Raw genomic sequence first — 18,554 nt, 5'->3', positions numbered from 1 at the left:
GGTTCGGCCGAGGAGCCCGCCGGAACAGGCGACAAGTCGACCCGGGCACCCGACGACAACGCCTGACGCCCCCTTATGCCGCGCTGAGCCGGGGCCAGGCACACTGGGGGTATGACGACTGGCGCTCAGACCCCCAGGTCCCCCGCCCGGCCCCCACGCTCCCGGCTGCGCACGTTCCTGCCGCTGGGTGTCGCCGCTTGGCTCGTCCTGGAGATCTGGCTGCTGACCGTGGTCGCGGGGGCCTCCAGCGGCTTCGTGGTCTTCCTGCTGCTGGTCGCGGGCATCGTCCTCGGCTCCGTGGTCATCAAGGCCGCGGGCCGCCGGGCCTTCCGGAACCTGACCCGCACACTGCAGCAGCAGCAGTCCGGCATGCCGCCCGAGGCCCGGCCGAACAGCGAGGGCAACGGCCTGATGATGCTGGGCGGGCTGCTCCTGATCCTCCCCGGCCTGATCTCGGACGCGCTGGGGCTGCTCATGCTGCTGCCCCCGGTCCAGAAGGCGGTGAGCCGGTACGCGGAGCGGACGGTGGAGCGCAAGCTCCGTGAGGCCCGTCCGGGCACCCTGGGCGACGCCTTCCGCCAGGCCCGCATGCACCAGCCGGACGGCAAGGTGGTCCAGGGCGAGGTCGTGCGCGACGACCCGCAGGAAGCCCCGCAGGGTCCCCGCCCGCCGCTGACGCACTGACCTGAAGGCCGCGCGCCGTCCGGCGAGCGGTCCGGACGTCTCCCACGCAGCAAAAACCGCGGGTGCCGGACGTGAAGCTCACGTCCGGCACCCGCGGTGTTCGTTGCTTACGGTTTCCCGCTACGCACTCTTGCGGCTGTCCCGCGGATGCACCGCGATGTTCATCGCGCCGGAGCGCAGAACGGCCAGCCGCTCCTCGAGGACCTCTTCGAGTTCCTCGCGGGTGCGGCGCTCCATCAGCATGTCCCAGTGCGTACGCGCGGGCTTGGCCTTCTTTTCCTCAGGGCCGTCGCCGTCCACGAGGAGTGCCTGGGCCCCGCAGACCTTGCACTCCCACTCCGGCGGGATCTCCGCCTCCACCGAGAAGGGCATCTCGAATCGATGCCCCTTCTCGCATGCGTACTCCACGGCCTGGCGCGGGGCCAGGTCGATGCCGCGGTCCGTCTCGTAGCTGGTCACCACGAGGCGCGTGCCGCGAAGAGCTCGCTCACTCATGAATCGTGCCTCCCGGGCTTGTCGCCCACAGGACAGGTGTCGCTGTCGTCGTCATCCGGTCAACGTCCGGGCGGCGGTAAAGATTCCCGTCCCGACTCCCGTTCCGGGCGTCTGCGTCGCCGTCGCAGTCGCAGCCTTGCAACCAGTGCAGTACCCGCCGACGCCCGGTTTGTCACCTCTGCTAGCAGTTGTGACATAGCGTTTCGGCACCATTGACGCGCAGTAACGGTACGCCTGGCAGGCCAAACGCGTACACTACAGCGCTTTCGCGCCGAGTGCTAAATCCTCGCCGGTACGGGGTTGCCCGCGTCGTCGATGGCCCGCCGCACCGGGACCCGCGCGAGCAGCACGAAACCGATGACGAAGAACGCCACCAGGGAGATGATCGCGTCCCGGTAGCTCCCGGTGAGCTGGTAGGTGAGGCCGAACAGCAGGGGCCCCAGCCAGCTCATCCCGCGGTCGCTCAACTCGTACGCCGAGAAGTACTCGGCCTCCTTGCCGGGCGGCACGAGGTGGGAGAAGAGGGAGCGGGACAGCGCCTGGCTGCCGCCGAGGACGAGCCCGATCCCGGCGGCCAGCACGAAGAACCACACCGGTTCCCCGGCCGGCAGGAAGTACCCAGCCGCGAGGGTCACCGTCCAGGCGACCAGCGACCCGAGGATCGTGCGCTTCGCCCCGTACGAGCGGGCCAGCCGGCCGAGCGCCAGCGCGCCCGCCACCGCCAGCAGCTGTACCAGCAGCACGGCCACGATGAGGGTGGACTGCCCGAGGCCCAGTTCCTCGGAGCCGTAGACCGAGGCCTGGGAGATCACCGTCTGGATGCCGTCGTTGTAGACGAGGTACGCCAGCAGGAAGGCCAGGGTCAGCGGACGGCGGCGCATGTCGCGGACGGTCGCCGCGAGCCGGCGGAAGCCCGGCAGTGCCGCCTCGCGCGCGGGGACGCGGCGGTCCCGCAGCCGCCGCAGCGGGATCAGCGCGAAGGCGCCCCACCACAGTCCGGCCGACGCCAGGCAGACGCGGACCGCCGCGCTCTCGCTCAGCCCGAAGGAGTCGTGGGCGGTGTAGAGGATCAGGTTCGCGATCAGGACCAGCGCCCCGGCCGCGTAGCCGAAGGCCCAGCCGCGGGAGGAGACCGCGTCGCGTTCCTCGGGGCCGGCGATCTGGGGCAGGTACGCGTTGTAGAGCATCATCGCCACGGACTGCGCGGCATTGGCGACGATCAGGAGCAGTCCGCCCAGCAGGTAGCGGTCGCCGTCGAGGAAGAACATGGCGGTCGTCGCCCCCGCGCCGGTGTACGCGGCGGCGGCCAGCAGCGGCTTCTTGCGGCCGGAGCGGTCGGCCGCGGCGCCCACCAGGGGCATCACCAGCACCGCGACGATCACCGACAGCGAGACCGAGTACGCGAAGAAGGAGCCGGCGCGCACGGGTATGCCCAACGGGTGGACATGGCCGTCCGCGCCCGCCGCCGACTCGGCGACCGACGTCAGATAGGGGCCCAGGAACACGGTGAGCACGCTCGTCGAGTAGACCGAGCACGCCCAGTCGTAGACGTACCAGCCGCGCTGCTCGCGCCGTCGGCCGTCGGCGTCGTCGGCCGCGTCCGTCCGCAGGGTGTCGGTACCCACCCGTGCCCTCGCTTCCCCGTGAACACGCGACGTCGCGGGACCCGGCCGCGGGTCCCGGACGGTCCCGGACCGTCTCAGACCCAGACGCCGCGGTCCTCCATGACCTTGCGCAGTGTGTCGATGTGATCGGTCATGATGCCATCCACTCCCAGGTCCAGGAGCCGGTGCATCCGACCCGGATCGTTCACCGTCCACACGTGCACCTGGAGGCCGCGCGCGTGGGCGGCGCGCACGAAGCGGTGGTCGACCACCTGGATGCCCGACTGGGTCTCGGGCACCTGCGCGGCCACCGCCGAACGGCGCAGCGCGGCCGGGACGCCCCACGAACGCAGTCGCAGGTTGAGGACGCCCCTGGTGCCGTACGAGGTGGCCAGGCGCGGGCCGGCCAGGCGCTGGGCGCGGACCACGCGCGCCTCGGAGAAGGAGCCGACGCAGATCCGGTCCCAGCTGGCCGTCCGCTCGATCAGGTCCAGCAACGGCAGCAGCGCCGACTCCGCCTTGACGTCGATGTTCCAGCGCACCGCGGGGAAGGTCTCCAGCAGCTCCTCGAAGAGCGGCACCGGCTCCTCGCCCGCCACCCGCGCGCGGCGCACCCTCTCCCACGTGAGGTCGGCGATCCGCCCCGCCCCGTCCGTCATCCGGTCCAGGGTCGCGTCGTGGAAGGCGACGAGCTTCCCGTCCCGGGTGGCGTGGACGTCGGTCTCGATGTACCGGTAGCCCGCCTCGACCGCGCGCCGGAACTGCCGGAGGGTGTTCTCCAGGCCGTCCGCCGCTCCGCCGCGGTGGGCGAAGGCGATCGGACCGGGATGGTCCAGATAGGGGTGGCGGGGGTGGCGTATCGGGGTGGTCACCGACGCAGTATCGCGCGGCGGGGTGGAGCGGCGGCAACCACCGTGCTGCCGCCGGACGCCGGCGGGACGGCGAACAGGCGCAGGAACGCCTGGGCGAGTGGGCCGATCGTCACGGCGTACAGCAGGGTGCCGACACCGACCGTGCCGCCGAGGGCGAAGCCCGTCGCCACGACGGTGATCTCGACGGCGGTCCGCACCAGCCGCACCGAGAGGCCCGTGCGCCGGTTCAGCCCGGTCATCAGGCCGTCCCGCGGGCCCGGACCGAACCGCGCGGCGATGTACAGGCCGGTCGCCGCGCCGTTCAGGACGATCCCCGCCACCATCATGGCGATCCGCGCCGTCCAGCCGTGGGCGTCGGGCACGACGGCCAGCGTCGCGTCCATGGCGGCGCCGATCACCAGCACGTTGGAGACCGTGCCGAGGCCCGGCCGCTGACGCAGCGGGATCCACAGCAGCAGCACCGCCGCGCCGACGACGGTCAGCACCAGGCCCATCGACAGGCCCGTGCGCTCGGCGAGACCTTGGTGCAGCACGTTCCACGGCTCCAGACCGAGCCCGGACGCGACCAGCAGCGCCGAACTCGCGCCGTACAGGACGAGACCGCCGTAGAGCTGTGTCAGTCGCCGCGTGAGGTGCCGCGGCCCGGATCGCCTGGACAAGACGTGCCCCCTGTGTGGTCGTGGTGGCCTGCTCCATGACACCCTGTGGCTTGAGAAGGAGAGCCAACCAGGGCCAATTCGGGGAAGGTGGACTGATTTCCATGGCGCAGTGGACTTCTGCCGTGGGGGCGGGCCAGCTGGCCCGGCTGCTCGGCTCCCAGCAGGACCGCCCGGCCGGGCCCGGCACCCGCCGCCCGCCCGCCTACCGCGCGCTCGCCGACGGCATCCGGCTGCTCGTGCTCGAAGGGCGGGTCCCCGTCGCCGCCCGGCTGCCCGCCGAACGCGAGCTGGCCCTCGCCCTGACCGTCAGCCGCACCACCGTCGCCGCCGCGTACGAGGCCCTGCGTGCCGAGGGCTTCCTGGAGTCCCGGCGCGGCGCGGGGAGCTGGACCGCGGTACCGGCCGGCAATCCCTTGCCCGCGCGCGGGCTGGAACCCCTGCCCCCGGAGGCCCTCGGTTCGGTGATCGACCTCGGCTGCGCGGCGCTGCCCGCGCCCGAACCCTGGCTGACCCGGGCGGTGCAGGGCGCTCTGGAGGAGCTCCCCCCTTACGCGCACACCCACGGCGACTATCCGGCGGGACTGCCCGCGCTGCGCTCGATGATCGCCGAGCGCTACAGCGCGCGTGGCATCCCGACCATGCCCGAGCAGATCATGGTGACCACGGGGGCGATGGGCGCGATCGACGCCATCTGTCACCTGTTCGGGGGGCGCGGCGAGCGCATCGCCGTGGAGTCGCCGTCGTACGCCAACATCCTCCAGCTGATGCGTGAGGCAGGGGCCCGGCTCGTCCCCGTCGCGATGGCCGAGGGGCTCACTGGCTGGGACGTGGACCGCTGGCGCCAGGTGCTGCGCGACGCCGCCCCCCGCATCGCGTACGTGGTCGCCGACTTCCACAACCCCACCGGCGCGCTCGCCGACGACGACCAGCGGCGGCGTCTGGTGGACGCGGCCCGCTCGGCGGGGACGGTGCTCGTGGCCGATGAGACGATGAGCGAACTGTGGCTCGACGACGAGGTCGAGATGCCGCGCCCGGTGTGCGCCTTCGACCCGGCCGGTTCCACGGTCGTCACCGTCGGCTCCGCCAGCAAGGCGTTCTGGGCCGGGATGCGCATCGGCTGGGTGCGCGCCGCGCCCGACGTGATCCGCAGCCTGGTCGCCGCGCGCGCGTACGCGGACCTGGGCACGCCCGTACTGGAGCAGCTGGCGGTGAACTGGCTGTTCAGCACCGGGGGCTGGGAGCAGGCCGTGGCGGTGCGCCGCGCACAGGCCCGGCAGAACCGGGACGAGCTGGTGGACGCGGTGCGTCGGGAGCTGCCCGACTGGGAGTTCGAGGTGCCGCGCGGTGGGCTCACCCTGTGGGTGCGCACCGGGGGCCTCTCGGGCTCCCGGCTCGCCGAGGCGGGGGAGCGGGTGGGGGTCCGGGTCCCCTCGGGGCCGCGGTTCGGGGTCGACGGGGCCTTCGAGGGCTATGTCCGGCTGCCGTTCACCGTCGGCGGCGCGGTGGCCGAGGAGGCCGCGGCCCGTCTGGCCGCGGCGGCCCGGCTGGTGGAGAACGGCGGCGTCGGCGGCGGTGGCGAGGCGCCGCGGACGTTCGTGGCGTAGCGGGGACACCGGGGCCCCGGCGGCGGGGCCGGGGCGCCGACCGGTGCGGCGGGACCGCACCGGCGTGCCGCGCCGGAGGGCATCCGGCGCGGCGGTCAAGGCGTCCGCGGTGCCGGTCGGTGACGGGTCGCCGGGTGTCTCCGGTGCGGCGCGTGGGTCAGGAGGTCTCCGCCGCGACCGCTTCGGCCGGGACCTTCTCCGTGCGAACCGGACCGACGGTCGCCGCCTCCGAGGGGGCCTGCGCCACGGCCGCAGCTTCCAGTACGACCGGTGCCGGCTGGACGTCCGCCACGGGCTTCCCAGGGTCGCCGGGCTCCTCCGGCTCGGACGCGGGCTCCGCCGGGGTGCCCGGTTCCCTCGGGCCGGTGGCGGCGCTCCCGTCGGCGGCCACGGTCCTGTCGGCGGCCACGGTCTTGTCGGTGACCACGGTCTTGACGGTGCGGACGGCCTTGTCGGCGGTGGCGGTCTCCCCGGCGGGGTCGCGCTTCCCGGCCGTGTCGCCCTGCTCCGTGGTGGCGGTCCCCACCGGAGCCTCCGCGGGCACCGGAGCCTGTTCGCCGTCCGCGGGGGTCGTGCGCGGCGGGAGCAGGTCGAGGACGGCCTGCCGGTGCGCGTCGCTGGTCGCGTCGTCGTAGGGGTCGGGGGTGGCCGGGACCTGGAGGCGGTGCACCGGACCGGTGCCCAGGCGGGCGTAGCCGCGACCGGGCGGAACCTGTGGGACGGGAGTGGTGTGCGGGGGCGCGCCCAGCACGGTCGCGAGCTCCTCGGCCGTGGCCGGGCCGAGGACGACCCGCGCGCGTGTGTGCTGCCGTACGGCGTCGCCGAGGTCGGACAGGGCGTCCAGCTGGTCGGCGACGACCACCGTCACGTTCGCGGCGCGGCCGTGCCGCAGCGGGACCTGGAGCAGGGACTGCGGGTCCCTGCGGCCGTCCGTGGAGGCGAGGTGCGCGAAGGCGCTCGGCCGGTCGAGGAAGATCCACAGGGGGCGCCGGGTGTCGTCGGGCGCCGGTCGGCCCTCCTGGCGAGCCCGGTTGACGGCGATCAGTCGCCGTTCCGTCTCGGCCGCGGCCCACTCGAGGCTGGTCAGCGCCCCGGTGAGGCCGCACTCGACGGCGAGCACGCCGTCCCGGCCGACCAGGCAGGCGTACTCGCCGGTGCCGCCGCCGTCGACGATCAGCAGGTCGCCGTGGTGCACCGCCTGCAGCGCGACCGAGCGGAGCAGGGTGGAGGTGCCTGTTCCGGGCTGCCCCAGAACGAGCAGGTGGGGTTCGGTCGAACGGATGCCGGTGCGCCAGACGACCGGCGGTACGTCCCGTCGCTCCTCGCCGTGGGTGAGCGGGAGCGTGCGCTGTACCCGGGTCGGGTCGGTGAAGCCGAGGACGGTCTCGCCGGGCGCCGTCACGAACCGCTGGGCGGCGATGTCGGTGGGCAGCGCGGTGAGTACGTCGACGCAGAGGTGGTTGGCCTCCTCGTCCCACGCGAAGTGGTACTCGCGCCCCCGGCCGGCCTTGGCGGCGAGCAGGTGCTCGATGCGGGCCCGGGACTCGGCCTCCCCGTCGGTGAAGTACGCCGGGTAGCGGATCACCAGATGGGCGAAACGGCCGTCGTCGTCGAACTCGTACGCCGGGAAGGCCTTCTCCCAGTCGCCACCGTGGGCGTAGAGGGGGTCGGGGTCCTCGGCGAGGGAGAAGTAGGGGACCAGGGCCTCGTAGAGGGACTGCAGGCGCTTGGTCTGGGAGTCGTCGGGGCCTTCCGGCTCCGACGGCGTGCGGTCCCGGCCCTGCCAGGCGGCTGCCGCCATCAGGCTGATGGCGGCGAGCAGCGGACCGTACGGCACGAGTGCCACGACCAGGACCACCGAGGCCGCCAGGAACAGCAGCGCGCCGCGCCGGTCCTTGGGGGTCTCGGACCATCTGCGCCGCGCGGCCGCGGCCAGGCGGCGCAGACCGCGGGCGATCGTGATCAGTGGCTGGAGGACGTCGGTGGCGCTGTCGGCCGCCGTCCGGGCCAGCTCCCGGCTCCGGGCGAGCTGTGCGCCGCCGTTGCTCAGAATGCGGGGGAGGGGCCGCCGGGCCACTGCTGCCTCCTGGAGGTGCGTACGTGCGGATGTCGGGCGGTGGTGCGGGCCGTCAGAACTTGATTCCGCCGAGGAGGCCCGCCAGGCTCTCGCCGCCCGCCTTGATGCTCGGGGCGATGGCGGTGCTCGCGAGATAGAACCCGAAGAGGACCGCGACGAGCGCGTGCGAGGCCTTGAGGCCGTCCTTGCGGAAGAAGATGAAGACGACGATGCCGAGCAGGACCACGCCTGAGATCGAGAGGATCATGTGAGTTCTCCTGGTTCGCGGGGACAGTCACCATGAGTACTTCCAGGATCACAGCATGTATCCATACGATTAAAGGTGCAAATGGGGGAAATTCGGCGAATTTGCCCCGGGTGGCGTAGTGCTCCTCTCGGCCGGTTGAGCAGGGCGGTTGCGCCCTGCCGGGTCCGTGCTGATCTTTACCTCGGGCACGTCGGCTGAGGCGCGGCGCGAGCCGCTACCCTGGCGATTCACTCGTACGGCCGCGCCGCTCGCGGCCGTACGCACGCGCAGTCCCCAACGTTCACGTCGTGAAGCGTTCGTAGTGAGAGGTGGTCCGGCCGATGAGCGAAGCCCCCGACCCCGAGGTCGTGGAGCTGGCGACCAAGATCTTCGATCTGGCCCGGCAGGGGCGGACCGAGGAACTGGTGGCGTACGTCGACGCCGGTGTGCCGGCCAACCTCACCAACGACCGCGGGGACTCCCTCGTCATGCTCGCCGCCTACCACGGCCACGCCGACGCGGTGCGTGCGCTGCTGGCGCGCGGCGCCGAGGCCGACCGCGTCAACGACCGCGGACAGACGCCGCTCGCCGGGGCCGCCTTCAAGGGCGAGACGGAAGTGACCAGGGCGCTTCTGGAGGCCGGCGCGGACCCGGCCGCGGGTACCCCGTCGGCCGTCGACACGGCGCGGATGTTCGCCCGCACGGAGCTGCTGGAGCTGTTCGGCGTCGAGTGACCGGGCGCCGGGCCGGTACCGCTCCGGATCGGCTCCACCCAATCCGACCAGGGAAAACACGAACAACGGGGGAGGCGGTACAGGGCCGCCGAAATTTCGGTCGCGGCAGATGTGACCGCCGGGTCATCATGACGACGTGGTTCACGGACGCGATGGCCGGGCAGGTGTTGCCGCACCGCGTGGGCCGTGACACGGCCCGCACGGGCCATCGACGAGAGGCAGAGGAACATGGTCTTCAGCAAGCAAGAGACGGTGGGCGCTCCGACGTGTTGGCGCACGGCCAGGTAACGCGTGGTCCCCGGTTGCGTCGACGCTTGATGTGAGGCTGTTTCCCATGTTCGATCCGGTCATAGCGCCCAGCGGTACGCTGCTCGGCCTGCTTCAGCGGGGTCGCGGCGACGGCACGCTGCACGCGCTCACCGCTCCGCGGGCCGAGGCGCTCGCGGCACTGAACCACTGTGTGCTCCACGACCCCCGCCACGACTGGCAGGTCGAGAACCGCTCCCTCTACTACGCCCGGCTCTACCTCGATCTCAACGGCGAGCTGGACGCGATCGAGGCCCACCTCTTCGACCCCGAGGACGTCCTCGACTCCGACGAGTCGCGCACCGGGCTGGCCCTCGCGGTCCTCGGCCACCTCGCGTCCTACGGCAGACTCGACGCGCTCGAGCTGCTGCGCAGGTACGCCGCCCACGGCGTCAACTGGGCGTGGGCCCTGGACGAGCTGGCCCTGCGCGACGACGACGCCGGTCTGCGCGCCCTCGCCGCGCCCGTCCTGGCGCGCTTCCCGCGCGATCCCGAGGGCGACGCCGAACTGGCCGTCGCCGTACGCGACGCCTTCGAGCCCCGCCCCTGGCGTCTTTGGGCCGACGATCCCCGCGAGTCGATCGCCTCGCGGGTGCGGGCCGCCCAGGAGACGGGGTGTTTCGACCGCTGGCAGCGTCAGATGAGCCCCACCGGACCGCGTCCGGGCTGGAGTGTGCGCGCCGTGTTCGAGTGGGCCGACCAGGGCGTCGAGCGCGGCGCCGCGCTCCACGTGCCGGCCGCCCGGTGCCTCACGGCGGTCGCCGGCCCCGAGGACCGGCCCGAGATCGTCGAGGCCGCGCGGTCCGGCGACGAGGGAGCCCGCTGCACCGCCCTGCGCTATCTCGCCGACGGCAACGACTCGGACGCCCTCGACCTGATCGAGGGTGCCGTGGCCACCGGCTCGGCCCCGGTCGTGGAGGCCGCCGTCGCCGCCTTCGAGCGGATGCGCAGCCTCGCCGCCGTCGGCACGGCGCGCCGCTGGGTGCACCGGCCCGACGCGCTGGGCGCCGCCGCCGGGCGCGTCCTCGCCTGCCGGGGCGGTGCGCGGGACCGCGACCTGGTCCTCGCCGCCCTGCGGGAGGCGGTGCGCGGCGAGGGACCCGACGCTCAGACGCTGTGGACCCTCGTCGACGGCACCGGACGGCTCGGCATCGCCTGCGCCGCACCCGTCCTGCGTCACATCTACCGTGAGACCGCCTCCTCCCACCTGCGGGGCCGGGCCGCCCGCGCGCTGGCCGCCACCGACCCGTCCTTCGCCGCCGGGTTCGCCATCGAGTGCCTGTGGGACTGCGAGGAGACCACCCGCGAACTCGCCGCCCGCCACGCCGAGACCGGCGACAACCGGGTCGTCGAACGGCTGCGCAGGCTGGCCGCCGATCCGGCCGAGGAGGACGAGGTCCAGACGGCCGTACGCAGCCGCTTCGGCCCGGACGCCCCCGCCGTGTGACGACGGGAGCGGCGCGCGGCACGGGTCGCCACGGGCGGTCTGCGGCCTCGGGCCGGATGACGGACCCGGGCGGGGCACTGTGGGCAGGGGATTCCCGCCCCGGGCGAGGCGGTGCGGGCAGGGGGTTCCCGCCCCGGCGCCGCCCTCCGGCGCAGGGCGACGGCGCCCCCGCCGGGTGAACGACGGATGGCCCGCGGGTTCGACGGGCATGGCCGCGGTCCGACCCGCTCGGGTGGGCAGGGCAACGCTCACAGGACGTTCCCCGCCCGGAAAGATCGACGTTGACGCGAGCACGTCCCGTCCGGCGACAACACCGGTATGCGTGTCGTCATCGTGACCGAATCCTTTCCCCCCGATGTGAACGGCGTGGCCCACTGCGCGCTCCAGACCGCCCGGCACCTCGTCGGCCGCGGTCACGACTGCGTCGTCGTCGCCCCGGCCACCGCCCCCGGCAACGCCCCGGACGCCTCCGCCCCGTGCCCCCTCGTCCGGATCCCCTCCCTCCCGCTCCCCGGCTACCCCCAGGTCCGCGTCGCCCTCCCCAGCCGCCGCGTGGCCGCCGCGATCGCCGAGCACCGCGCCGACCTCGTCCACCTCGCCGGCCCCTTCGTCCTCGGCGTCCGGGGCATGGCCGCCGCCGCCCGGCTCGGCGTGCCCGCCGTGGCCGTCTACCAGACCGACCTCGCCGGATACGCCCGTACGTACATGGGTGCGGGGGAGACGGCGGCCTGGCGGCGCATCCGCTCCGTGCACTCCGCCGCCGACCTCACCCTCGCCCCGTCCGGCGCGGCCCTGCGCGACCTCCGGGCGCACGGCGTACCCCGGGTCGCGCTGTGGCCCCGCGGGGTGGACACCGTCCGGTTCCGGCCCGACCGGCGCGACGAGGAACTGCGCCGCGAACTCGCCCCGAAGCGCGAACTGATCGTCGGTTACATCGGGCGGCTCGCCCCCGAGAAGCACGTGGAGCTGCTGTCCGGCGTCTGCGGCCTGGACGGAGTGCGCGTCGTGGTCGTCGGCGACGGGCCGAGCCGCCCGGGCCTGGAGCAGGCGCTGCCGGGCGCGGTCTTCCTCGGCCGCCGTACCGGCGACGACCTCGCCCGGATCTTCGCCTCGCTGGACGTCTTCGCGCACACCGGCCCCTTCGAGACGTTCTGCCAGACCGTGCAGGAGGCCATGGCCAGCGGCGTGCCCGTCGTCGCGCCCGCCGCCGGCGGCCCCCTGGACCTCGTCGCCCCCGGGCGCACCGGTCTGCTGGTACCGCCGCGCGACGCCGCCGCCGTGCGGGACGCGGTGTGGTCGCTGTCCGCCGACCCCGTGCTCCGGGCCGCGTACGGGGCCGCCGGGCGGGCCGCCGTCGAGGGGCGCACCTGGGCGGCCGTCGGCGACCGGCTGATCGGGCACTACTCGGACGTGCTCGCCTCGCGGAAGGCGGTGCTGGCGGCATGAGCGCCCTGCGGATCGTCCGCCTCGCCAACTTCGTCGCCCCCGCGTCCGGAGGCCTGCGCACCGCGCTGCGCGAGCTGGGCAAGGGCTTCCGGGCGGCCGGACACGACCCCGTCCTGATCGTCCCCGGCGAGCACGCCGACGACCGGGAGACCGAGCAGGGCCGGGTGATCACCCTCCCCGGACCGCTGCTGCCGGGCACCGGCGGCTACCGCGTCCTGACCGACAGGCGGCGCGTGGCCGCGCTCCTGGAGGAGCTGGCCCCCGACCGCCTGGAGGTGTCCGACCGCACCACCCTGCGGTGGACCGGCAAGTGGGCCCGGCGGGCCCGGGTCCCCGCCGTGATGGTGTCCCACGAGACCGCCGACGGCGTGCTGCGCACCTGGGGCCTGCCCGAGCGCACCGCCCGGCGCACCGCCGACGCCCTCAACACCCGTACGGCGCACACCTACGCGCGCGTGGTGTGCACGACGGAGTTCGCCGAGGGGGAGTTCGTCCGTATCGGGGCCCGCAACGTCGTACGCGCTCCCTTGGGCGTCGACCTGGCCGGGCGGCATCCGGCACTGCGCGACCCGGGGCTGCGCGCCCGGCACGCCGGGGGAGACGAGACCCTGCTCCTGATGTGTTCGCGGCTGTCCGTGGAGAAGCGCCCCGGCACGGCCCTCGACACGCTGGCGGCGCTCCGGCGGCGCGGAGCGCGGGCGGTGCTGGTGGTCGCCGGAGACGGACCGCTGCGTCCGCGGCTCGAACAGCGGGCGCGGGAACGAGGGCTGCCCGTGACCTTCCTCGGACACGTCGCCGACCGGCGGCTCCTCGGCGTGCTCCAGGCGTCCGCCGACGTCTGCCTGGCCCCCGGGCCGGCCGAGACCTTCGGACTGGCCGCGCTGGAGGCGATGGCGTGCGGCACGCCCGTGGTGGCCAGCGCGTCTTCGGCGCTGCCGGAGGTGATCGGCTCCGCCGGTGCCGTCGCCGCCGACCGGGGGGAGGCCTTCGCGGACGCCGTGGAGCTGCTCCTCGGACGCCGGGAGGCGGACCGGCGGCAGGCCGCACGCGCGCGTGCCGAGTGCTTCGGCTGGGACGCGGCGGTCGAGGCGTTCCTGGCCGCGCACGAGGCGACGGCCCCCGCGTCTCCCGTACTGCCGGAGGCCGTGCCGTGAGACACGGCCTCCCCGCTCCCACCGGGCCGGCGGGCCTGCCGCGCGGCGGAGCCTCCGGGCGGGGCCATGGCACGGCGGGGGTCCGCGGTACGCGGCGCGGGAGGCGTCGTACGGCGAGCGGCCCCCACCGTGGTCCCGGGCCTCGGGGTGCCGCTCTCACAGCACGCGGTACTGCTCGTCCCGGGCGTCGGTGAGGAACATCTGCCCCGGCGCGTGGGTGATCGCGAAAGGTGGCCGAGAGGCCATGACCGCGGCCTGCGGGGTCACGCCGCAGGCCCAGAAGACCGGGATGTCGCCCGGCTCGGCGTCCACCGGGTCGCCGAAGTCCGGCCGGCCCAGATCGCGGATACCGAGCGCCGACGGGTCCCCGCAGTGCACCGGACTGCCGTGCACGGCGGGGAGCAGACCGGTCTCGCGGATCGCGGCGGACAGGTGCTCGGGAGGCACCGGGCGCATGGACACGACCATCGGCCCGTGCAGTCGCCCGGCCGGACGGCACTGCCCGCTGGTGACGTACATCGGGACGTTGCGGCCCTGCTCGACGTGGCGGACGGGGACGCCGGCCGCGGTCAGCGCCCACTCGAAGGTGAAGCTGCAGCCGATCAGGAACGACACCAGGTCGCCCCGCCAGTGGGCGCGGACGTCCGTCGGCTCGTCCACCACCTCACCGTCCCGCCACACCCGGTAGCGCGGCAGATCGGTGCGCAGATCGGCGCCGTCGGCCAGCGCGGTGGTCCAGGATCCCGCGTCCGTGACGTCGAGCACCGGGCACGGCTTCGGGTTGCGGGTGCAGAAGAGCAGCATGTCGTACGCCCAGTCGGCGGGCACCGAGATCAGGTTGGCCTGGGTGTGCCCGGCCGCTACGCCCGCCGTGGGCCCGGACAGCCCCTCGCGGAGGCGCGAGCGGGCCGTTCTCGGGCTCCACGCGTGCGCGTGCTCGTCGACGAGGACGATCGCGCGGTCCCCGGACGACCCGTCCGCGGCGGATCGGTGCTCGGCGGGCCGATTCTCGGGCGGCGGGTTCTCGGTGGGCCGGTCCTCGGTCGGCCGGTCCGGGGCCGGGACGCCCGCGGTCGGTCGGTCTTCGGCCGGGACGCCCGCGGCCGGTCGGTCTTCGGCCGGGAGGCCTGCGGTCATGTCGCGTGAGTGCTTCACGTCAGTTCCCTTCCGCGCGTCTCGGGCAGCCCCAGCAGCGCCAGTGCCGCGATGCCGTAACCGATGGCGCCGAAGACCAGCGCGCCGCCCACACCCCAGCTGTCGGCCAGGAAGCCGACCGTGGTCGGGAAGACGGCCCCCACGGCGCGTCCGGTGTTGTACGTGAACCCCTGACCGGCGCCCCGAACGGCCGTCGGGTACAGCTCGCTCAGGTACGAACCGAAGCCGCTGAAGATCGCCGACATGCAGAAACCGAGCGGGAAACCGAGCACCAGGAGCAGGGTGTCGGCGCCGCTGGGGATGTTCGCGTACGCCAGGATGCAGACCGCCGACAGCAGCGCGAAGAGCCAGATGTTGCGCTTGCGGCCGAGGAGGTCGGTGAGGTAGCCGCCGGTCAGGTAGCCGATGAAGGCGCCCGAGATCAGGAACGTCAGGTAGCCGCCCGTGCCCACGACCGACAGGCCGCGCTCGTCCTTCAGATACGTCGGCACCCAGGTGGCGAGCGTGTAGTAACCCCCCTGGACACCGGTGGAGAGCAGGCTCGCGAAGAGCGTGACCCGCAGCAGGCCCGGCGTGCCGGCCGAGCCCGGCGAGAAGATCGCCGCGAACGAGCCCTTCCCGGCGCCCTTCGCGCGGACCTCGGCGGCCCGCGGCGCGTCGTGGACGCTGCGCCGCACCCAGACCACGAGCAGCGCGGGCAGCGCGCCCGTCCAGAACATGACACGCCAGGCCAGGTCGTCGCCGACCAGTGAGAACACCAGCGTGTAGACGACCACGGCGAGGGCCCAGCCCACCGCCCAGGAGCTCTGGATCGCCCCCAGCGTGCGCCCCCGGTGCTTGGCGCTCGCGTACTCGGCGACCAGGATCGCGCCGACCGCCCACTCGCCGCCGAAGCCGAGCCCCTGAAGCGCACGGAAGACCAGCAGGGTCTCGTAGTTGGGCGCGAATCCGCAGGCCACCGTGAACACGGCGTAGGTGATGACGGTGAGCAGCAGCGCCTTGACCCTGCCGATGCGGTCCGCCAGGACACCCGCCAGGGCGCCGCCGACCGCCGAGACGACCAGGGTGACCGTGGTGAGAAGCCCGGTCTGCCCGCTGTCCAGGCCGAAGTACGCGGCCAGCGCGACCATGGTCAGCGGCAGGGTGAAGTAGTCGTACGAATCGAGGGCGTAGCCGCCGAACGCACCGCCGAAGGCACGGCGGCCGCGCGGACCGAGAGCGCGCAGCCAGCCGAACGGGCCGTCGTCCGAGGGCTGTTCGGCCGTGCCGGCAGGTGGGGCTGCGGCGGGCAGGGCCCGCGGTGGAGGGGGTGTGCTCATGGTGCACCTCGCAGGGGGAGGACGGAGGGTGCTGGTCGAGTGGGCACTTGGAGGCACGGTAGGGGATCGTTCAACGATCCCTCAATACCCCTGTTGTTTCGTTCTGACATCTGCGGTTGAATTCCGGGCATGGCAGAGCAGTTGACGGGACTGGCCGACGACCGTGCGCTCCTCGGGCGGACCAGCACCGCCGAGCGGGTCTCGGACATCCTCAGGAGCCGGATCGCCGAGGGCTACTTCCCACCCGGGACCCGGTTGTCGGAGGACAGCATCGGCGGCGCGCTCGGGGTCTCCCGCAACACGCTGCGGGAGTCGTTCCGGCTGCTCACCCATGAACGACTCCTCGTCCACGAGCTGAACCGGGGCGTCTTCGTCCGGGTCCTGACCGTCGAGGACGTCGAGGACATCTACCGCACCCGCTCCCTCGTCGAGTGCGCCGTGGTCCGCGGCCTCGGAGATCCGCCGTACGGCCTCGGCGGGCTCGCCGAGGCCGTCGAGGAGGGGCGGCGCTCGGCTCGCGAAGGTGACTGGAAAGGGGTGGGTACGGCCAACATCCACTTCCACCGGGAACTGGTCGCCCTCGCCGGCAGCGAACGCACGGACGAGCTGATGCGCAGCGTCTTCGCCGAACTGCGCCTCGCCTTCCACGTCGTGGACGACCCGCGGCGCCTGCACGAGCCCTACATCGCGCGGAACGCGGAGATCCTCGCGGCCCTGGATACCGGCGAGCGGGAGACGGCGGAGCGGCTGCTCGCGGTCTACCTCGACAACTCGCTCGAGCGGGTCGTCGAGGTCTACCTGCGCCGGGTCGGCGACGAGGGGTAGGACCGGGGCGCCGCCGCGCTGGGGTTCCGGGACCAGTTCCGGGACCGCACGGAGGGGGAGCGAGGGGCGCGGCCCCGAGTGCTCCCGCGGGGCGGGCCGGGGCCACGCGTGCCGGGGTACCGCGTGCTGGGGCGTGGTGGTTCGGGGCGCCGCGTGTTGGGGCTTCGCGTGGAGGGGTGTCGCGGGTCGGAGTGCCGCGTGCCCGGGCGGCGTGGGTCGGTGCGCCGCCTGCCGGGGCGGGCCCCGGCGGGCGCTCGCCGTCCCTGTCGCGTCGGGGCGCATCTGCGTCGTTTGGGTCGTTGTCGGACCGAGGACCTAGTCTGTGCACCGTGACTTCGCCTGCATCGACGGACAGCGTTCCGCCCCAGCTCAGCGCGGGGCCGCGCCCCGCGCCGGGCCCGGCCGCCGACGAGGGACTGGCGCGGCGGCTGCGCGCGCTCGCCTGCACGGCGCCGCTGCACGACCTCGACGCACGCAAGGCCAATCTCGCCGGTGAGTACTCGGTCTACGGGATGGCGGAGGTCGCCCTCTCCGCCATCGACCTCGTCACGCTCAACATGGACTTCGACACCGGTGCCGACCACGACCAGATAGTGGCCCGGCTGGTCCCGCGCGTCGCCGCCCAGGCCCCGGCGCGGCCCGCCGCCGAGCACGAGCGGGTGGCCCGCTGGGTCCTGGAGAACCTGATCAACGTGGGCAGCGTCGACCGCGGCTTCCGCGCGGTGTACGGCACCTTCGGACCGGACGGCACCTATGTGCGCCGCGACTACGACTTCAAGCTGCTCGAAGAGGTCCCCGGCCCCGGCGGCACCGTCTACCTGCGGACCACCGACGAAGCGGTCAACGTCCTCGTCGGCGCCCTGGACACCGACGTCACCAGCGCGCAGATCGCCGCCGAGGTCAAGCTGGAGGTGCTGATCAGCCGCGGGCGCCTCGCCGACGCCCAGCTCGCCGCCGAGCAGGCCCGGTACCGCACCGTGCAGTACTCGGAAACCCTCCGCAAGGCCCTGGACGCCACTCGGCGCAACGTCCGCGCGGTCGACTGGCTGCGCGCCGTCCCCGACATGATCGCCGAGGCGCTGGACCACGTCGCCGACCGGTACCGGCACGAGAACGCCATCCTCACCAACATCCGCAAGGCCCGCGACGAGTCCGAGGACGCCGAGCAGAAGCGTCGCGCCGCCGAGCTCGTCGACATCGTCAAGGACTGCATCCGCCGCCACACCCAGCTCCAGTCCCGGCTCCTGGAGGCCGGCCCGCTCTTCCGCGCGGAGCAGGACCGGCAGGCCTTCGCCGCCCCCCTGACGACCTCGGGCCTCGACCTGTACGGCCATCTCGTCGCCCCCGTCCTGCCGTTGCCCCTGGAGCAGGCGCTGCGCGTCACCGACGCCTTCTTCGCGCGAGGCACCGGTCTGCGCACGCCCGTCTCCGTCCGGGTCGGCGACCTCGTCGACATACTGCTGACCCCGCCCGTGGAGCGGGAGCACCTCGGCGCCGAGATGCCGGAGCCCGACCTGATCGCCACGCCGGACGACAGCCGCTTCAGCGAGGAACAGCTGGCCGCCGCCATGGCCCTGCTCGACCTGCCGCACGACGCCCCGCGCCGGCTCTCCGGACTGCTGGCCGACGCCCGCGCCCAGGACCCCGACCTGCCGTACCTCGTCGCGCTGCTCGCCGTGCACGCGGCCAGCCCGCCGGTCGGCACCGCCTATCGGCAGGGCGAGCCGAAGCTGCTCTTCGCCGTGGACGACGGCACCGAGCTGGAAGACCCCGAGTTCGGCGGCGCCGACCTCATCGTCGGCACCGCCCTGCTGGACGCGGCCGGCATGGCCGCGGACCGCACGGAGGCGGCATGACCGGCCCTCGCGAACCTGTGCCCCGCGGAGGCGGCGGGTTCGGTTCGTTCGAACGCGTACACCGCGGAGGCGGCAGGACCTGCTCGCCCGA

The 18,554-nt window shown here is 73.8% G+C and carries 16 protein-coding genes; 8 read left to right on the top strand and 8 right to left on the bottom strand.

The features are described from left to right. The first annotated feature begins 111 nt into the window (after positions 1–111). Positions 112–684 (top strand): FxsA family membrane protein, encoded by a 573-nt coding sequence (gene fxsA / locus SAM23877_RS06815; RefSeq protein WP_053127915.1) that lies wholly within the window; start codon positions 112–114, stop codon positions 682–684. A gap of 120 nt (positions 685–804) precedes the next feature. Here fxsA and SAM23877_RS06810 read toward each other — a convergent pair whose 3' ends face one another. The 4 genes from SAM23877_RS06810 to yczE all read right to left on the bottom strand — a co-directional run bounded on the left by SAM23877_RS06810 (position 805) and on the right by yczE (position 4,314). After that, positions 805–1,179: an RNA polymerase-binding protein RbpA gene (locus SAM23877_RS06810; RefSeq protein ID WP_003977404.1), complete on the bottom strand. Its 375-nt coding sequence runs from the start codon at positions 1,177–1,179 to the stop codon at positions 805–807. 278 nt (positions 1,180–1,457) lie between these two features. Further along, positions 1,458–2,804 carry an MFS transporter gene (locus SAM23877_RS06805; protein WP_053127912.1) on the bottom strand — a complete coding sequence of 449 codons (1,347 nt, stop codon included), beginning with the start codon at positions 2,802–2,804 and terminating at the stop codon, positions 1,458–1,460. Between the two features lie 74 nt (positions 2,805–2,878). Next, positions 2,879–3,655, bottom strand: a complete 777-nt coding sequence (locus SAM23877_RS06800) for a glycerophosphodiester phosphodiesterase family protein (RefSeq protein WP_053127909.1) — start codon at positions 3,653–3,655, stop codon at positions 2,879–2,881. Further along, positions 3,652–4,314: a membrane protein YczE gene (gene yczE / locus SAM23877_RS06795; protein ID WP_053127907.1), complete on the bottom strand. Its 663-nt coding sequence runs from the start codon at positions 4,312–4,314 to the stop codon at positions 3,652–3,654. The genes SAM23877_RS06800 and yczE overlap by 4 nt, the downstream gene beginning before the upstream one ends. Before the next feature lie 101 nt (positions 4,315–4,415). On the opposite strand from yczE, the gene SAM23877_RS06790 reads away from it, so the two are divergent. After that, positions 4,416–5,918, top strand: coding sequence for an SCO1417 family PLP biosynthesis transcription factor (locus SAM23877_RS06790; RefSeq protein WP_053127905.1), 1,503 nt, complete (start codon positions 4,416–4,418; stop codon positions 5,916–5,918). 157 nt (positions 5,919–6,075) lie between these two features. Here SAM23877_RS06790 and SAM23877_RS06785 read toward each other — a convergent pair whose 3' ends face one another. Further along, positions 6,076–7,995 (bottom strand): hypothetical protein, encoded by a 1,920-nt coding sequence (locus SAM23877_RS06785; RefSeq protein WP_053127904.1) that lies wholly within the window; start codon positions 7,993–7,995, stop codon positions 6,076–6,078. A 52-nt stretch (positions 7,996–8,047) separates the two neighbouring features. Next, complete coding sequence (locus tag SAM23877_RS06780; protein WP_003977410.1) at positions 8,048–8,242, bottom strand: hypothetical protein; 195 nt, start codon at positions 8,240–8,242, stop codon at positions 8,048–8,050. Positions 8,243–8,562: 320 nt separating this feature from the next. Between SAM23877_RS06780 and SAM23877_RS06775 the strand changes: the two genes are divergently transcribed. From SAM23877_RS06775 to SAM23877_RS06760, 4 genes are all read left to right on the top strand, one after another. Continuing rightward, positions 8,563–8,955: an ankyrin repeat domain-containing protein gene (locus tag SAM23877_RS06775; RefSeq protein WP_053127901.1), complete on the top strand. Its 393-nt coding sequence runs from the start codon at positions 8,563–8,565 to the stop codon at positions 8,953–8,955. A 334-nt stretch (positions 8,956–9,289) separates the two neighbouring features. Further along, complete coding sequence (locus SAM23877_RS06770; protein ID WP_053127899.1) at positions 9,290–10,708, top strand: hypothetical protein; 1,419 nt, start codon at positions 9,290–9,292, stop codon at positions 10,706–10,708. Positions 10,709–11,026: 318 nt separating this feature from the next. Next, a complete protein-coding gene (locus SAM23877_RS06765; RefSeq protein ID WP_053127897.1) occupies positions 11,027–12,154 on the top strand; it encodes a glycosyltransferase family 4 protein in 1,128 nt (375 codons plus the stop codon). After that, positions 12,151–13,308 (top strand): glycosyltransferase, encoded by a 1,158-nt coding sequence (locus SAM23877_RS06760; protein WP_053127895.1) that lies wholly within the window; start codon positions 12,151–12,153, stop codon positions 13,306–13,308. The genes SAM23877_RS06765 and SAM23877_RS06760 overlap by 4 nt, the downstream gene beginning before the upstream one ends. A gap of 156 nt (positions 13,309–13,464) precedes the next feature. On the opposite strand, the gene SAM23877_RS06755 is transcribed toward SAM23877_RS06760, so the two are convergent. Continuing rightward, positions 13,465–14,463 (bottom strand): putative hydro-lyase, encoded by a 999-nt coding sequence (locus SAM23877_RS06755; protein WP_244902921.1) that lies wholly within the window; start codon positions 14,461–14,463, stop codon positions 13,465–13,467. Then, the gene (locus tag SAM23877_RS06750) at positions 14,460–15,782 is read right to left on the bottom strand and encodes an MFS transporter (protein ID WP_053127894.1); all 1,323 of its coding nucleotides are present in this window, start codon (positions 15,780–15,782) and stop codon (positions 14,460–14,462) included. The genes SAM23877_RS06755 and SAM23877_RS06750 overlap by 4 nt, the downstream gene beginning before the upstream one ends. 129 nt (positions 15,783–15,911) lie before the next feature. On the opposite strand from SAM23877_RS06750, the gene SAM23877_RS06745 reads away from it, so the two are divergent. Both SAM23877_RS06745 and SAM23877_RS06740 read left to right on the top strand, forming a co-directional pair. Beyond that, the gene (locus tag SAM23877_RS06745; RefSeq protein WP_053127891.1) at positions 15,912–16,607 is read left to right on the top strand and encodes a GntR family transcriptional regulator; all 696 of its coding nucleotides are present in this window, start codon (positions 15,912–15,914) and stop codon (positions 16,605–16,607) included. 329 nt (positions 16,608–16,936) lie between these two features. After that, positions 16,937–18,463, top strand: a complete 1,527-nt coding sequence (locus tag SAM23877_RS06740) for a hypothetical protein (protein WP_053127889.1) — start codon at positions 16,937–16,939, stop codon at positions 18,461–18,463. The last annotated feature ends 91 nt before the right edge of the window (positions 18,464–18,554 follow it).

It is taken from the genome of Streptomyces ambofaciens ATCC 23877, from assembly GCF_001267885.1.
GTDB classification, from domain to species: Bacteria; Actinomycetota; Actinomycetes; order Streptomycetales; family Streptomycetaceae; genus Streptomyces; species Streptomyces ambofaciens.
The sequence above is the reverse complement of the archived record's forward strand: the minus strand, read 5'-3'. Positions and strand labels throughout refer to the sequence as shown.

What these genes read in the sequence shown, in the direction of transcription:
- fxsA (WP_053127915.1), top strand. Translation starts at nt 112, where the DNA reads ATGACGACTGGCGCTCAGACCCCCAGGTCCCCCGCCCGGCCCCCACGC.
- SAM23877_RS06810 (WP_003977404.1), bottom strand. Translation starts at nt 1,179, where the DNA reads ATGAGTGAGCGAGCTCTTCGCGGCACGCGCCTCGTGGTGACCAGCTAC.
- SAM23877_RS06790 (WP_053127905.1), top strand. Translation starts at nt 4,416, where the DNA reads ATGGCGCAGTGGACTTCTGCCGTGGGGGCGGGCCAGCTGGCCCGGCTG.
- SAM23877_RS06780 (WP_003977410.1), bottom strand. Translation starts at nt 8,242, where the DNA reads ATGATCCTCTCGATCTCAGGCGTGGTCCTGCTCGGCATCGTCGTCTTC.
- SAM23877_RS06775 (WP_053127901.1), top strand. Translation starts at nt 8,563, where the DNA reads ATGAGCGAAGCCCCCGACCCCGAGGTCGTGGAGCTGGCGACCAAGATC.
- SAM23877_RS06770 (WP_053127899.1), top strand. Translation starts at nt 9,290, where the DNA reads ATGTTCGATCCGGTCATAGCGCCCAGCGGTACGCTGCTCGGCCTGCTT.
- SAM23877_RS06765 (WP_053127897.1), top strand. Translation starts at nt 11,027, where the DNA reads ATGCGTGTCGTCATCGTGACCGAATCCTTTCCCCCCGATGTGAACGGC.
- SAM23877_RS06760 (WP_053127895.1), top strand. Translation starts at nt 12,151, where the DNA reads ATGAGCGCCCTGCGGATCGTCCGCCTCGCCAACTTCGTCGCCCCCGCG.
- SAM23877_RS06750 (WP_053127894.1), bottom strand. Translation starts at nt 15,782, where the DNA reads ATGAGCACACCCCCTCCACCGCGGGCCCTGCCCGCCGCAGCCCCACCT.
- SAM23877_RS06745 (WP_053127891.1), top strand. Translation starts at nt 15,912, where the DNA reads ATGGCAGAGCAGTTGACGGGACTGGCCGACGACCGTGCGCTCCTCGGG.